Below are 14,068 nucleotides of genomic sequence, written 5' to 3' on the forward strand. Positions count from 1 at the left end.
GGCGTCCAGGAATCCGTCAGGGCGTGATGCCCCTGAGCGCGGTCGCGGGGTCCATCCGGCTTCGCCATGGGACGAGGCCGGGTACCAGGACCCGGGCCGCGACGAGGAATGCGACCGCGCCCAGCCCTGCACCGACGATGAGGTCCGTCAGGTCGTGGCTTCCCTGCACCGGTGTCGCCGCCAGCATCAGGCCGTTGAGGACGGCGCCGAACCAGCGAATGATCGGAAGCGACCAGGCGGACATCACGAAGATCGCGGCGGCCGCGGCATGCCACGAGGGAAACGTCACCAGCCGTAGATCGGGGAAATCCGGCAGGACGGATGGCAGCTCGGCCTGTCGAAGCCACAGCAACGGCTGCGTCATCCCATCCGTGAAGTCGAGGGATGCATCCGCGTGCTGGTCGGGCGTCCCGTCGTCGAGGTGATCGGCACCAAGGGCCGGCGGCCAGACGGGGGTCCAGATCCACCGGTGCTGAGATCCGTGCCTCGCACGGCCATGACGTCGTCCGAAGCATCCGGAGATGTCGGGAGCGTTAAACACGTCTAGTTAGTACAGAACCGATTACATCGCCTTGGTTCGTCAAGAATACCAGGGAGACCAACATGTCGAATTGTCGGCCCCAAAAGCTATGAGGAGTTTAGTTCCAAGTTGGCCGACTTCAGCGTTGTGCACTCGGAGCGCCGCCTCGCACCTGTGAACCGCTCAGGGCAAGGGCGATCGAGCACGGGAAGGGGCTTGATCCCGCGCCCGACATCGAGCCTGATGGGACCACGGAAGTCTGGTGCCGGGTGTTTCGGGCGCGTGTTTGAAAAAGGCCGACGCCGATCCGCCTGCCGGCCCGCGTGTCGCATTCAAACCTGAGCAGTTCCATCACCGCATGACCGCCCGATCGAGCGGTCTGTTCGTTCTAGACCGTGAGCGAAGCGCCACGCCGCAGGTGCTCGTCGAGGCGGGGCATGATCTCGACGAAGTTACAGGGACGGTGGCGGTAGTCGAGCTGAGCCGAGAGGATGCCGTCCCAGGCATCGCGGCAGGCGCCGGGCGAGCCGGGCAGCACGAAGATGTAGGTCGCATTGGCGACACCCGCCGTGGCGCGCGACTGCAGCGTCGAGGTTCCGATCTTGTCGTAGGAGATTCGGTGGAAGACCGCAGAGAAGCCGTCCATCCGCTTCTCGAACAGTGGCTCGATCGCCTCCGGGGTGACGTCGCGCCCCGTGAAGCCAGTGCCGCCGGTGGTAACGATCACGTCGACGGTTGGGTCCCGGCTCCAGGCCTCCACCTGCTCACGGATCGCGGCGACCTCGTCCGGCACGATCGTGCGCGCCGCCAGGGTGTGACCCGCCGCCGCGAGGCGCTCCACGAGGGTGTCGCCCGAGCGATCGTCCTCCGCGCTGCGGGTGTCCGACACGGTAAGGATTGCGATGGCCAGCGGGATGAAGCTGCGGGTCTTGTCCGATGCGACCATCATCACTTCCCTTCATCCTGAGCGCCGGCGGAAACGGGGCGACGGTATCCCAAACTCCCACCACCCGACAGCGCAGCGGCCACGCCTCAGTTACGCGCGGCCCGGAACGTGTCGCAGGATTTGGTCTGGCCGCTGCGGTAGCCGGTCATGAACCAGCGCATCCGCTGTTCGGAAGAACCGTGCGTGAAGGAATCCGGTACGGCATAGCCCTGCGACTGCTTCTGGAGCTTGTCGTCGCCGATGGCGCTGGCGGCCTGCATCGCCTCTTCGATGTCACCCTGTTCCAGCGAATTGTACTTGTCGTTGGAGTTCTTGGCCCAGACGCCCGCGAGGCAGTCCGCCATCAACTCGATGCGAACGGAGAGCTGATTCGCCTCCGTCTTGCTCCCAGCGGCCTGCTGGCGACCCTGGACCTTGCCGAGGATGCCGAGCTCGTCCTGAACGTGGTGGCCGACCTCGTGCGCAATGACGTAGGCGTAGGCGAAATCGCCCTTCACGCCGAACTTCTGTTCCATCTCCTTGAAGAAGGATGTGTCGAGATAGACCTTCTTGTCGATCGGGCAGTAGAACGGACCCATGGCGGCCTGGGCCGAACCGCAGCCGCTGCGGGTGCCGCCCGTGTAGAGCACCATCGCGGTCGGGCGGTACTGGCGCCCGGTCTGGTTCGGCAGGACCTCCTTCCAGACGTCCTCGGTGTTGCCGAGGATCGCGGCGGCGAAGCGACCGCTCTCGTCGGTGGGCTTGGTCTTGCGCTGGGCCTGCGTCTGCGGATCGACCTGTTCCTGGCGCGAGCGCCCGCCCCCAGACATCTGCTCGGCACCGCCGATCAGGATGGCGGGATTGATGCCGGTGACCCAGCCGATGATGCAGAGGATGACGATGGTGCCGATGCCGAGTCCGCCGGCACCGCCGCCGGGGAAGCCGAAACCGCCGCCGCCGCCCTCGCCGCGCCGATCCTCGACATTGTCCGAAGAGCGGAAATCTTCCCAGCGCATGATCTCGTTACACCCTGTCCGGACACGCGGGCCCATACACGGCCGCGTGAAGTAAGTCGCAGGCGCGGGCTACGGTTCCGCTTGGGCGGAGGCCCTAGACGGCTCCGGCCTTCCCGTCGAGAGCCGCGCGCAAGGTTCGGAAGTCGCGCCAGGCGAGGCGCTTCTGCAGGGGCTGGCGCAGCAGGTAGGCCGGATGGAGGGTCGCCAGGGCACGGATCTCGCGATTTCCTACCCGATAGGGATAGAAACGGCCGCGCGCCTTCAGGATACCGTCCTTGGTGCCGGTGATCGCCTGGGTCGCCGGGCTGCCGAGGCAGACGATGAGATCGGGGTCGGCGAGTTCGATCTGCCGCTCGATGAACGGCTTGCAGATCGAGACCTCCTGGGGGGTCGGATTGCGGTTGCCCGGCGGTCGCCACGGCACGATGTTGGTGACGTAGGCGTTGCTGCGGTCCAGTCCGATCGCCGCCATCATTCGGTCGAGGAGCTTGCCCGAGCGGCCCATGAAGGGCTTGCCGACGCGGTCCTCGTCGGCACCCGGCGCCTCGCCGATGAACATCAGCTTCGCGGCCGGATTGCCATCGGCGAAGACGAGGTTCTTGGCGGTGAACTTGAGGGGGCAGCCGTCGAAGCCGGCGAGCAGCGCCTCCAGTTCCTCCAGGGTCTGAACGTCCTTGGCCCGCGCCCGGGCGTCGCCCGCCGCCTCGCCGGGCCTGGCCGAGGCCGATTGTCCGTAGGTCCGGGCGGGCGGCGGCGCTGGTCCACGCGGGGGAAGTTCGGTGCGGAAGGTTTCGTCGGCAGGAGGACGGACCCCCTCCGGAGCTTGCCTCTCAAGGACCGGACGGCTCGAAGCGGCACGCGCCGGCTCCGGCGCGTCGATCTCGGCGAAGCGGTCATGGGGCGCCTCGTCGAGAAACAGGTCGAGCCCAGCCTCGACGTGGAAGTCGAGGTTCGCGATCAGGTCCGGCTGTCGGTCGTCACCCTGGCTCATGCTTTGTGATGTGGCGCCTCAGCGAGCTGTGGACAACCGGGCGTGCGACGTCACGCACCACCTTTTGCCCCGCGCGACATCGTCACCACCCGTGGTCCAGGAGCAGTGCGCCGCTTGCGTTCGCAGGTTGGAATGGGTTGAGAGTGATCCTCGAACATGGGATCGCACGACCGAGGCGCCCGCGGAAAGCGGATGCACGACAGGAGGATGACGGATGGCGCTGCCCGAACGCGAGGCGATGGAATTCGATGTGGTGATCGTGGGCGCCGGCCCGGCCGGGCTCGGGACCGCCATCCGCCTCAAGCAATTGGCGCCCGACGTCAGCATCGTGGTGGTGGAGAAGGGCTCCGAGGTCGGCGCCCACATCCTGTCCGGCGCGGTGATCGACCCGTCCGGCCTCGACGGCCTGCTCCCCGGCTGGCGACAGGACGAGGCGCGCCCGCTGAAGACGGCGGTCGAGCGCGACGAGTTCATGTTCCTCACCAAGAACAGCGGCGTGACCATGCCGAACCTGTTCTTCCCCAAGCTGATGTCGAACCACGGCAACTTCGTCGGTTCGCTCTCCAACGTCACCAAGTATCTCGGCGCCAAGGCCGAGGAGCTCGGCGTGGAAATCTATCCCGGCTTCCCGGCCTCCGAGGTGCTCTATGACCAGGCTGGCGCCGTGGTCGGAGTCGCTACAGGTGATCTCGGCATCGGCAAGTCCGGCGAGCCGCGCGACGACTACACCCGCGGGATGGAGCTTCGCGCGAAGTACACGGTCTTCGGCGAGGGCGCGCGGGGATCGCTGACGAAGACGCTGATCGACCGTTTCAAGCTGAACGCCCACAGCGACCACCAGAAGTACGGCCTCGGCGTCAAGGAACTCTGGCAACTCGCTCCCGACAGGTTTCAGGCCGGCCTGGTGCAGCACACCATGGGCTGGCCGCTGCCGAACAAGGCCGGCGGCGGCTCCTGGCTCTATCACTTCGACGATGGCCTGCTCTCGGTCGGCTTCGTCACGCACCTGAACTACGAGAACCCGACCCTGTCGCCGTTCGAGGAGTTCCAGCGCTTCAAGACCCACCCGATGATCCGCGAGACCTTCGAGGGAGCCAAGCGCATCGGCTACGGCGCCCGCGCCATCATGGAGGGCGGCTGGCAGTCCGTCCCGAAGCTCGTCTTCCCCGGCGGCTGCCTCGTCGGCGATTCCGCCGGCTTCGTGAACGTGCCGCGGATCAAGGGCTCGCACAACGCGGTGCTCTCCGGCATGCAGGCGGCCGAAGCCCTGGCCCAGGCGCTCGAATCCGGTCGCCAGGGAGACGAGCTCGTCACCTACGAGAACGGTTGGCGCGACAGCGCCATCGGTCAGGACCTGAAGCGTGTCCGCAACGTCAAGCCGCTCTGGTCGAGATACGGCACCCTGATCGGTGTCGGCCTCGGCGGCCTCGACATGTGGTCGAACACGATCCTGGAGGCCTCGCCCTTCGGCACCCTCAAGCACGGCAAGCCGGACCACGCCACGCTGAAGCCGCTCAAGGACGTCAAGCCGATCGTCTATCCGAAGCCGGACGGCAAGCTGACCTTCGACCGGCTCTCCTCCGTCTACCTGTCGAACACCAACCACGAGGAGGACCAGCCGGCCCACCTCAAGGTCCGGAACCTGGAGCTGCAGAAAGCGTCCGAGCACGACGTCTATGGCGGACCGTCGGCGCGCTACTGTCCGGCGGGTGTCTACGAGTGGGTCGAGGATGCCGGCGCCAGCGACGGCGTCCGCTACCAGATCAACGCGCAGAACTGCGTCCACTGCAAGACCTGCGACATCAAGGATCCGAACCAGAACATCAACTGGGAGACGCCGGAGGGCCCGGGCGGACCGAACTATCCGAACATGTGAAGCGGTGCCGGGGACCGTCCCGTTCACGGATGGATAAGACGGGATGGCGGGCGCGAGACGCCGCCATCCTTATGCCTTGCGAGGATGGCGGTTAGAGTCCAGTGTCCCGCCCCAATCGAGCCCGGCCGCCGAGACGGCCGGTGCGCAGGAGCCGCGATCGGTGCCCATGAACGGAAACGCCAAAACCAGCCGGACCGGCCGCCGGGTCCTCTCGGCCCTCGCCGTCTGCCTCGCGGGTTCGCCGGCAGCCTACGCGGCCCAGCCACGGGAATCCGCCCCGATCTCCGAATACGAGCCGGCGGAATCGCTGGAGGGCAACTTCCTCTCCGCCTACATCGCCGGTGCCTCCAAGGACACGGCCGCCGCCGCGAGCTACTACCGCGAAGCCGTGAAGGCCGACCCACGCAATGCCGAACTCCTGGAGCGCGCCTTCGTGTCGCTGCTCGCCGACGGCTCGCTCCCGGATGCCTTCCGGGCCGCCGAGCGCCTGACCTCCCGCGACGGCTCGAACGGGCTCGCGCAGCTCGCCCTCGGCGTGCGCCAGATCAAGGCCGGGCAGTTCGCCCAGGCGCGCCAGAACTTCGCCCGCAGCGGTCGCGGCGCGGCCGCCGACCTGACCGGCACCCTGCTCACCGCCTGGGCCTTCGCCGGGGCCAATGACGGCAAGCGCGCCCTGGAGACCATCAACAAGCTCAAGGGCGAGCGCTACTACAACACCTTCCGCGACTTCCATGCCGGGTTGATCGCCAGCCTCGTGGGCGATCAGGCGGAAGCCGAGCGTCGCCTCAAGGCCGCCTACGACGCCGACCGCAACACCCTGCGCATCGTCGACGCCTATGCGCGCTTCGAGGCCCAGGCCGGGCGCACCGACCTGGCGATCCAGGCCTATACCGAATTCGACAAGCTGCTGCCGCGCCATCCCATCGTGCGCGATGCCCTGACGAAGCTGAAGGAAGGCAAGCCCCTCAGCCGGCTCGTGAACTCGGCCCAGGAGGGAGCCGGCGAGGTCCTGTACGGGCTCGGCTCGGCGGGCTCCACCCAGGGCGACGAGCTGCCGGCGGTGGTCTACCTGCGCCTCGCCCTCTACCTCGCGCCCGAGCACGCCCTCGCCCGGCTGACCCTGGCCGACATCCTCGACCGGATGAAGCAGACCGAGCGGGCCAACGAGGCTTATTCCCAGATCCCCACCACGTCGCCCCTGCGCCTCAACGCCGACGTCCAGGTCGGGCTCAACCTGGAGCAGATGGGCAAGGGTGACGAGGCGATCGCCCATCTCGATGCCGCCATGAAGGCACATCCGGACGACATCGACATCATCACGGCCCTCGGCAACGTCCAGCGCTCGCGCAAGAAGTACGAGGAAGCGGCCGAGACCTACAGCCGCGCCATCGCGCTGATCGGCGACAAGCCCGCGTCGAACTACTGGACGACGTTCTACTTCCGCGGCACCGCCTACGAGCGCGCCAAGCAGTGGCCCAAGGCCGAGGCCGACCTGAAGAAGGCCCTGGAGCTGGTGCCCGCGAGCCAGCCCGGCGCCCGGGCCCAAGTGCTGAACTACCTGGCCTATTCCTGGGTCGACCAGAACATGAACATCGACGAGGCCTTCACGATGCTGAAGCAGGCCGTCGATGCCGCGCCGCGCGACGGCATGATCATCGACAGCCTGGGCTGGGCCTATTTCCGCCTCGGCCGCTGGGACGATGCCGTGCGCGAGCTCGAGAAGGCGATCGAGCTGAAGCCCGGCGACCCGACGATCAACGACCACCTCGGCGACGCCTACTGGCGCGCCGGGCGCCGCCTGGAGGGCAAGTTCCAGTGGCAGCACGCCAAGGATCTGAACCCCGAGCCGGACGATCTCGAGAAGATCAACGTCAAGCTCAAGGACGGCCTGCCCGAGCTCGAAAAGCCCGCGGCCACCGCCGAGAATCCCCCCGAGAACAAGGGAAACCCGGAACTGCCGAAGGGGGCACCGGCCCCGAACGAGCCTCCGGGCGCCGCCGACAAGAAGAGCGGCGGGTGACCGCGCCGGAGGCTTGACGGGACGCGCATCGCGGGGTCAGACCGGCTCCGCGATTGCCCGACCCCTCAGCACCGAGTGTCCGTGTCCCTCCTCGTCACCCGCGCTCCGGCGAAGATCAACCTCACCCTCCACGTCCTGGGCCGCCGGCCCGGCGACGGCTACCATGAGCTCGAGAGCCTCGTGGTGTTTACCGGGTCCGGCGACACGCTCACGCTGGAGCCGGGGCCGGATCTGGCGCTCACCGTGTCCGGCCCAACGGCCGGTCCGGCCGGCCCCCTCGATGACAACCTCGTCATTCGCGCCGCACGCCACCTCGCGCGCCTGCAGCCCGGCCTGCGGCACGGCGCCTTCCATCTGGTGAAGCGACTCCCGGTGGCCGCGGGCGTCGGGGGCGGCTCATCGGATGCCGCCGCGGCCCTTCGGCTGCTCGGCCGCCTGAACGATCTCCCTCCCGACCATCCCGACCTCGTGGCGGCCGCCCGCGCCACCGGCGCCGACGTTCCGGTCTGCCTCGTACCGCGTGCGCGGATGATGAGCGGTGCCGGCGAGGCTGTCGGCCCGGCCCTGGACATGACGCCGATCCCGGCCGTCCTCGTCAATCCGGGCGTCCCCGTCGAGACGGCACCGGTCTTCCGAGCCCTCGGCCTCACGGTCGGAGAGCGCCATGGCACGGACACGCACCCCATCATCGCCCGCGGCCTCTCGGCGGATCGGCTGTTGGAGGCGATCACCCCTGCCCGGAACGACCTCGAAGCGCCGGCTCGCAGCATCGCCCCCGTGATCGACGTCGCCCTCGACGCTCTGCGCGCCGCCGCCGGATGCCGCCTCGCACGGATGTCGGGCTCGGGCGCCACCGTGTTCGGTCTGTTCGGGCATCGCTCGGAAGCGGCGTTGGCGGCGCACCGTCTCGCGCGAGATCATCCAGCCTGGTGGGTCAGCGCAGCCATTTTGCGCTGAGCTTTCGCCCGAACGGTCGGGCAGTAACTTTCCGTGCATCCCCGCCGAGTCAACGCGTCAGTTTTACGCTCGCTCAAGATTCGAGTCGGCAGGGTCGCCCGATGCGCGGAGCGATGCATGCCTGATAAGAAGAACAATTCATGGGGAGAGGGCGAGCTTCGCGAGCTCCTCTGCCTGATGATGATCGGATGCTGCGTCTGGATCGTCGGTACGCACCTCGGCCTCTTCACTCTGCTGATCGATGCGACGCGGACCCATGAGCTTCAGGACCTCCTGATGCTGACCCTCTGCATGAGCCTGGGCCTCGTCGCCGCCGCCATACGCAAATCGTTCAAGCTGCGCCGGGCGATGCAGGACCGGGACGGCGCCGAGGCCCAGGCCGAATCGGTGGCGCGTCACGATGCCATGACGGGTCTCGCCAACAGGCGGCTGTTTCGCGAATCCCTCGCGGCCCGGATCCGGACGACGACCGGCGTTCCGCTCGTTGCCGTCATGCTGATCGATCTCGACCGCTTCAAGCCGGTGAACGACGTGCATGGGCATGCGGCGGGCGATGCCGTCCTGTGCGTGATCGCCGACCGCCTGCGCGCCCTGGCACCGACCGGCAGCCTCGTCGCCCGCCTCGGCGGCGATGAATTCGCCGTCCTCCTCGATCATGGCGGCGATCCGGAAAACCTCGCGCGGCTCGCCCAGGCGACCATCGCTTCGGTCTCGCAGCCGATCGCCTGGACCCAGAGCCGCCTGAAGATCGGCGCCACGATCGGCATCGCCACGGCGTCCGAGGAGAGCCGCACCGCCGAAGCCCTGCTGCACGCCGCCGATGTCGCCATGTACCAGGGCAAGCGCGACGGCCGCGGCACGTTCCGCTTCTTCCATCTCGACATGGGGCACGCCCTCAAAGCGCGGGCCACGCTGGAAGGCGAATTGCGGGTGGGCATCGATCGCGGCGAGATCGAACCGTTCTACCAGCCCGTGGTCGCCTTGCCGGGACGCGAGCTCATCGGCTTCGAGGTTCTGGCCCGCTGGAACCATCCACGCCTCGGAATGCTCAGCCCGGCGGAGTTCATCACGCTGGCGGAGGAGACCGGCCTGATCGGCGACCTGACCTGGTCGTTGATGCGCCAGGCGTGTCGCGATGCCCGTGCCTGGCCGTCGCATCTCCAGTTGGCGATCAACATCTCGCCGCTCCAGCTGCGCGATCCGCATTTGCCGAAGCAGATCCTCGGCATTCTGAACGAGGCCGGCTTCGCGCCCGGCCGCCTGGAGATCGAGATCACCGAAACGGCCCTGGTGAACGACCTCGAAGCGGCCCGTACCGCGTTGCAGGCGCTGCAGACGTTCGGGGTCCGCATCGCACTGGACGATTTCGGGACCGGGTACTCCAGCCTCTACCATCTGCGTGAGTTGCAGTTCGACAAGCTGAAGATCGATCGCAGCTACGTCGAATCGATGCGGCTGAGCAGCGAGCGCGCCAAGCTCGTCGACGCCATCATCGCTCTCGGTTCGAGCCTCGGGCTCCTGACCACCGCCGAGGGCATCGAGAGCGGGACCAGCGTCGACTGGCTGGCCGGGCAGGGCTGCACCTATGGGCAGGGCTACCTGTTCGGAAAGCCCATGGACAAGGCGACCACCGACGGGCTGCTCAGGCTCTGGTCCGACGACAGCGGCCGGATCGTGATCGCCCCGTCCCAGGCAGAGGCGTCCGAACTGGCCACGTGTGACCTTCCGGGCCTCGCACGCCCGACTGTCGGTCGCCGGGCGGCCGCCTGACGGGGGCCAGGTTGGCACGGGGTTTCAGTGAGCCCGGGCGATGCAGAAATCGACGACCTGGAGTAGCGCATTCTTCATCGGGCCGGCCGGAAACGCCTTCAGGGCGTCCCGGGCCCGATCGCCGTAGAGTCGGGCGCGGGCCATCGTCTCTTCGAGGGCACCGTGCCGCCGCAGGATGGCGCGCGCGGTATCGAGATCTGGCTCGGTGACCTCGCCGCGCTCGAGGGTGCGCTTCCAGAAGCCACGTTCGCTGCCCGTGGCGCGCCGTACCGCCAGGACGATGGGGAGCGTGATCTTGCCCTCCCGGAAATCGTCGCCGACGTTCTTCCCCAGCGTGTCGCTGGTGCCGCCGTAGTCGAGCACATCGTCGATGAGCTGGAAGGCGATGCCGAGGTTCATGCCGTAGGCCCGGCAGGCGGCCTGCTCGGCCTCGCCGCGCTCGGCGAGGACGGGACCGACCTCGCAGGCGGCGGCGAACAGCTCGGCGGTCTTGGCACTGATCACCGCGAGGTACTCGTCCTCGCTCGTCTCGGTGTTCTTGGCCGCGGTGAGCTGCATCACCTCGCCCTCGGCGATGATGGTGGCGGCCGCGGACAGGATGTCGAGGGCCTTCAGGGACCCGACCTCGACCATCATCCGGAAGGCCTGGCCGAGGAGGAAGTCGCCGACGAGGACGCTCGCCTCGTTGCCCCACTTGATGCGGGCCGCGACCTTGCCGCGGCGCATGTCGCTGCCATCGACCACGTCGTCGTGCAGGAGCGTCGCGGTGTGCATGAACTCGACGCTGGCCGCGAGCTTCACAGCGCCGTCGCCGGCGTAGTGGCACAGGTCCGCGGTCGCCAGGGTCAGGATCGGCCGGAGGCGCTTCCCGCCCGAGGAGATGAGATGGTTGGCCACCTCCGGAATCATCTGGACGTCTGATCCGGTGCGGGACAGGATCGTCGCGTTGACGCGCTCCATCCCGCCGGACACCAAGGCAACGAGGTCGGCCAGGCTCGCCTCCGGATCGGGGCTGCTCTCATCGATCGGAACTACGACGCCCAAGACCTTGAGGCCTCCCGCTTCCCTACGCGAACCCGGCGCAGCCTGATCGGCCGCGTCCGTGACACCCCATCGCATGCGCCCGGTGGCGCTGCAACACGCACCATGCCGCAAGGTATACCGCGCGGTGGCGCCCAGAATGATGTCGGGGAGAGGTGTATGACCGAACTGATACGTAGCAACGATGTCGTCCTGATCGGCTTCGCCCAGTCGATCCTCGAGGCCGCCGCCATCCCGGCTCTGGTCGCCGACCAGCATATGAGCCTGCTCGAAGGCTCCATCGGCGCCTTTGCGCGACGACTTCTGGTGCCCCACGACCAGGCGATGCAGGCCCACCGCCTCCTCACGGATGCGGGCCTCGCCCATGAGCTGCGCGATGCCTGAAGGTCTCCCGGACCTCTGGCTCGGCGGACGGCTCCGCCTCCATCAGCCCCCGCGCGGCGCACACCGGGCCGGAACCGACGCTGTGCTGCTGGCCGGCCTCATCGCGCCCGGTCCCGGCGAGGTCGTCTGCGACGTCGGCGCGGCGAGCGGGGCGGTCGGCCTCGCCGTCGCGCTCCGCAGTCCCGGCTGCCGCGCGGTGCTGGTCGAGCGCGAACCGGAGCTCGCCGACCTCGCCCGCCGAAACGCGGAGGAGAACGGTCTCGCCACGCGCGCGACGATCATCGCGGCGGATGTGCTGGCGCCCGGGACGCGACGGCATGCCGCCGGCCTGCTCCCCGGCCTCGCCGACCTGCTCCTCACCAATCCGCCGTTCTTCGAGCCGGGTCGGCACAGGACCTCCCCCTTCGCGGCCAAGGCGAGCGCCCATGACCTGGCGGAAGGCGGGCTCGATGCCTGGCTGCGGGCCTGCGTCGACCTGTTGCGTCCGCAGGGGCGCCTGGGCTTGATCCACCGGGCCGATCACCTGCCTGCCTGCCTCGACGCCCTCACCGGGCGGTTCGGCGCGGTGGCGGTCCGGCCCGTCCATGCGCGGCGCGATCAGCCGGCGATCCGCATCCTCGTCAGCGCGGTGAAGGGAAGCCGCGCACCGTTCCGGCTCCTGCCGCCCGTGATCCTGCACGACGAGACCGGCCAATTCACGCCCGAGGTCGCGGCCCTCAACGAGGGCCGCGGCTGGATCGGCGCGGCGGTCGATCCGGCCTGAAGGGCAGTCTTCAGTAGAAGGTCCGCACCCGATAGGGACGATGCCAGCCATGATGGCGATGACCCCAGCCATGGTGGTGGCGCCAGTGGTGACGATGGTGGCGATGCCAGTGGCGACGGTGATGCCAATGGTGGCGATGGTGCCAATGGCGGCGGTGATGCCAGTGGCGCCGGTGTCCGTGCCAGCGCGCCTGCGCCACCAGCGGCGCCTGTGCTCCGGCCTCGATCCCGGCCACCGGCAGCGGCGCCGCGTTCGCAATCGCTCCGAAGCCCATCGCTCCGGCCAGCATCCCCAATGCGAGGACCATCCAACGCATCACGCGCATGGTCGTGTCTCCCTTGCTGCTGCATGGGCCGTCCGCGACGCCCATCCGCCGCCAAGGTTCGGCGGCGTGAGGCGACAACGACGACGCTGGCAAAATGGTTCGTCCCGCCCCACCTCAGCGCTCGGAACGGCCGGCCCGGTCGCCTCCGGTCGGCGCGTGACGCCGCTCCCCTCCAGCCCGAGTCACGACAGCATGCCACTTTCCCTGCCGGCTCCCCTGCGCGCGCTGCTGCCAAGACGCTGGCGCCGGGAGGTGCCGCGCGTCGCCGTCCTGCGCCTCAGCGGGGCGATCGGTGCGGTGTCGCCGTTCCGCGCCGGACTCTCCATCGGCGGTCTGGCGAGCAGCCTGGAGCGGGCCTTCTCGACGCCCGGTATCGTCGCGGTGGCGCTGGTCATCAACTCGCCCGGCGGCGCGCCGGCGCAGTCGCACCTGATCCACCGGCGCATCCGCGCCCTGGCGGCCGAGAAGAAACTCCCCGTCCTCGCCTTCGTGGAGGATGTGGCGGCCTCGGGCGGATACATGATCGCCTGTGCGGCCGACGAGATCATCGCCGACCCGATGTCCCTGGTCGGATCGATCGGCGTCGTCTCGGCGGGATTCGGCTTCGATCGGCTGATCGAGCGGATCGGAATCGACCGCCGTGTCCATACCCAGGGCGAGGCGAAGGGGATGCTCGACCCGTTCCGGCCGGAAGACCCCGCCGACGTGGCCCGCCTCAAGGCGATCCAGGCCGACGTGCAGGCCCTGTTCACGGCCCTCGTCCGCTCGCGTCGTCCGAAGCTCGCGCCGAACGGCGAGGATCTCTTCACCGGGGCGGTCTGGACCGGCCAGCAGGCGCTGCCGCTCGGCCTCGTCGACGGTCTGGGCGACGCGCGCTCGACCCTGCGCGCACGCTATGGCGAGAAGGTCGACCTCGTCTTCATCGCGGAGAAGAAGGGCTCGCTCGTCGCGCGCCTGCTGCGGCGCTCGGCGCCGGGCAGCAGCGTCGCGGGCGAAGTCATGGCGGCGATCGAGGATCGCGCCGCCTTCGCCCGCTACGGCTTGTAGGGCTTCAGCGCTTGCAGGCCTCGGTGCCGTAGCCGGCATAGACCACGCGGACCTTGCGCGTGCAGGTCTCGGCCGCGGGGGGCGCCGGCACGGCCGCGACCTCGATCGGCGTCACGGCGGCCGGCATCGTCACGGCGTCCGAATATTCGGCCGTGGCGAGAGCGTTCGACGCCGAGATCACCATCGGCGTGGCGACCAGGGATGCGGCGACGAGGGCGGCGAAGACTGTGAAAGACGAGCGCATGACGCGACGATCCAAATTGTCGACCGCCCCTGAGGGCGACGAGAACCCCTTGATTGGCTGATAAACTTGGCAGCAAGCGAGACCGTTCCACCGCTATGGCGAATCGTGGCGGAATTGTGTGTCCCAGCGCACGCCCGCCGGGCCACGCCGTCGCTTGACACGCGGGAGCCGCCTCTTAAACGCTGGCCG

Annotated in this window: 14 protein-coding genes; 7 read left to right on the forward strand and 7 right to left on the reverse strand. The window is 68.6% G+C overall.

Annotated elements, in window-relative coordinates; translation table 11 throughout:
- Positions 1–16: 16 nt before the first annotated feature.
- The 4 genes from ASF49_RS16690 to ASF49_RS16705 form a co-directional block, all read right to left on the reverse strand.
- On the reverse strand, positions 17–541 hold the full coding sequence (locus ASF49_RS16690) for a phosphatase PAP2 family protein (protein ID WP_082511361.1): 525 nt from the start codon (positions 539–541) through the stop codon (positions 17–19).
- Between the two features lie 367 nt (positions 542–908).
- On the reverse strand, positions 909–1,466 hold the full coding sequence (moaB, locus tag ASF49_RS16695; RefSeq protein ID WP_056475587.1) for a molybdenum cofactor biosynthesis protein B: 558 nt from the start codon (positions 1,464–1,466) through the stop codon (positions 909–911).
- An 86-nt stretch (positions 1,467–1,552) separates the two neighbouring features.
- Entirely contained in the window at positions 1,553–2,461 is a 909-nt protein-coding gene (gene ypfJ / locus ASF49_RS16700; protein WP_056475288.1) for a KPN_02809 family neutral zinc metallopeptidase, read from the reverse strand.
- Positions 2,462–2,555: 94 nt separating this feature from the next.
- On the reverse strand, positions 2,556–3,452 hold the full coding sequence (locus ASF49_RS16705; protein WP_056475290.1) for a uracil-DNA glycosylase: 897 nt from the start codon (positions 3,450–3,452) through the stop codon (positions 2,556–2,558).
- Positions 3,453–3,666: 214 nt separating this feature from the next.
- On the opposite strand from ASF49_RS16705, the gene ASF49_RS16710 reads away from it, so the two are divergent.
- The 4 genes from ASF49_RS16710 (at position 3,667) to ASF49_RS16725 (ending at position 10,075) form a co-directional block, all read left to right on the forward strand.
- Complete coding sequence (locus ASF49_RS16710) at positions 3,667–5,328, forward strand: electron transfer flavoprotein-ubiquinone oxidoreductase (protein WP_056475294.1); 1,662 nt, start codon at positions 3,667–3,669, stop codon at positions 5,326–5,328.
- A 166-nt stretch (positions 5,329–5,494) separates the two neighbouring features.
- Positions 5,495–7,348 (forward strand): tetratricopeptide repeat protein, encoded by a 1,854-nt coding sequence (locus tag ASF49_RS16715; protein ID WP_056475297.1) that lies wholly within the window; start codon positions 5,495–5,497, stop codon positions 7,346–7,348.
- Positions 7,349–7,429: 81 nt separating this feature from the next.
- Positions 7,430–8,305, forward strand: coding sequence for a 4-(cytidine 5'-diphospho)-2-C-methyl-D-erythritol kinase (locus ASF49_RS16720; RefSeq protein ID WP_056475590.1), 876 nt, complete (start codon positions 7,430–7,432; stop codon positions 8,303–8,305).
- Positions 8,306–8,422: 117 nt separating this feature from the next.
- Positions 8,423–10,075, forward strand: a complete 1,653-nt coding sequence (locus ASF49_RS16725) for a putative bifunctional diguanylate cyclase/phosphodiesterase (RefSeq protein ID WP_056475301.1) — start codon at positions 8,423–8,425, stop codon at positions 10,073–10,075.
- A 24-nt stretch (positions 10,076–10,099) separates the two neighbouring features.
- Here ASF49_RS16725 and ASF49_RS16730 read toward each other — a convergent pair whose 3' ends face one another.
- On the reverse strand, positions 10,100–11,119 hold the full coding sequence (locus ASF49_RS16730) for a polyprenyl synthetase family protein (protein ID WP_056475305.1): 1,020 nt from the start codon (positions 11,117–11,119) through the stop codon (positions 10,100–10,102).
- Positions 11,120–11,275: 156 nt separating this feature from the next.
- Between ASF49_RS16730 and ASF49_RS16735 the strand changes: the two genes are divergently transcribed.
- Both ASF49_RS16735 and ASF49_RS16740 read left to right on the forward strand, forming a co-directional pair.
- Complete coding sequence (locus ASF49_RS16735) at positions 11,276–11,500, forward strand: putative signal transducing protein (protein ID WP_056475306.1); 225 nt, start codon at positions 11,276–11,278, stop codon at positions 11,498–11,500.
- Positions 11,493–12,263: a tRNA1(Val) (adenine(37)-N6)-methyltransferase gene (locus ASF49_RS16740; protein WP_056475310.1), complete on the forward strand. Its 771-nt coding sequence runs from the start codon at positions 11,493–11,495 to the stop codon at positions 12,261–12,263. The genes ASF49_RS16735 and ASF49_RS16740 overlap by 8 nt, the downstream gene beginning before the upstream one ends.
- Before the next feature lie 10 nt (positions 12,264–12,273).
- On the opposite strand, the gene ASF49_RS23260 is transcribed toward ASF49_RS16740, so the two are convergent.
- Complete coding sequence (locus tag ASF49_RS23260; protein ID WP_200930073.1) at positions 12,274–12,588, reverse strand: hypothetical protein; 315 nt, start codon at positions 12,586–12,588, stop codon at positions 12,274–12,276.
- A gap of 192 nt (positions 12,589–12,780) precedes the next feature.
- Between ASF49_RS23260 and ASF49_RS16745 the strand changes: the two genes are divergently transcribed.
- Positions 12,781–13,635 (forward strand): S49 family peptidase, encoded by an 855-nt coding sequence (locus tag ASF49_RS16745; protein WP_056475313.1) that lies wholly within the window; start codon positions 12,781–12,783, stop codon positions 13,633–13,635.
- A 4-nt stretch (positions 13,636–13,639) separates the two neighbouring features.
- On the opposite strand, the gene ASF49_RS16750 is transcribed toward ASF49_RS16745, so the two are convergent.
- A complete protein-coding gene (locus ASF49_RS16750) occupies positions 13,640–13,879 on the reverse strand; it encodes a hypothetical protein (protein ID WP_056475316.1) in 240 nt (79 codons plus the stop codon).
- Between the last annotated feature and the right edge of the window lie 189 nt (positions 13,880–14,068).

The organism is Methylobacterium sp. Leaf104, assembly GCF_001422885.1.
In the GTDB taxonomy this organism is placed as follows: domain Bacteria; phylum Pseudomonadota; class Alphaproteobacteria; order Rhizobiales; family Beijerinckiaceae; genus Methylobacterium.

What these genes read in the sequence shown, in the direction of transcription:
- moaB (WP_056475587.1), bottom strand. Translation starts at nt 1,466, where the DNA reads ATGGTCGCATCGGACAAGACCCGCAGCTTCATCCCGCTGGCCATCGCA.
- ypfJ (WP_056475288.1), bottom strand. Translation starts at nt 2,461, where the DNA reads ATGCGCTGGGAAGATTTCCGCTCTTCGGACAATGTCGAGGATCGGCGC.
- ASF49_RS16705 (WP_056475290.1), bottom strand. Translation starts at nt 3,452, where the DNA reads ATGAGCCAGGGTGACGACCGACAGCCGGACCTGATCGCGAACCTCGAC.
- ASF49_RS16710 (WP_056475294.1), top strand. Translation starts at nt 3,667, where the DNA reads ATGGCGCTGCCCGAACGCGAGGCGATGGAATTCGATGTGGTGATCGTG.
- ASF49_RS16715 (WP_056475297.1), top strand. Translation starts at nt 5,495, where the DNA reads ATGAACGGAAACGCCAAAACCAGCCGGACCGGCCGCCGGGTCCTCTCG.
- ASF49_RS16725 (WP_056475301.1), top strand. Translation starts at nt 8,423, where the DNA reads ATGCCTGATAAGAAGAACAATTCATGGGGAGAGGGCGAGCTTCGCGAG.
- ASF49_RS16735 (WP_056475306.1), top strand. Translation starts at nt 11,276, where the DNA reads ATGACCGAACTGATACGTAGCAACGATGTCGTCCTGATCGGCTTCGCC.
- ASF49_RS16740 (WP_056475310.1), top strand. Translation starts at nt 11,493, where the DNA reads ATGCCTGAAGGTCTCCCGGACCTCTGGCTCGGCGGACGGCTCCGCCTC.
- ASF49_RS23260 (WP_200930073.1), bottom strand. Translation starts at nt 12,588, where the DNA reads ATGCGCGTGATGCGTTGGATGGTCCTCGCATTGGGGATGCTGGCCGGA.
- ASF49_RS16745 (WP_056475313.1), top strand. Translation starts at nt 12,781, where the DNA reads ATGCCACTTTCCCTGCCGGCTCCCCTGCGCGCGCTGCTGCCAAGACGC.
- ASF49_RS16750 (WP_056475316.1), bottom strand. Translation starts at nt 13,879, where the DNA reads ATGCGCTCGTCTTTCACAGTCTTCGCCGCCCTCGTCGCCGCATCCCTG.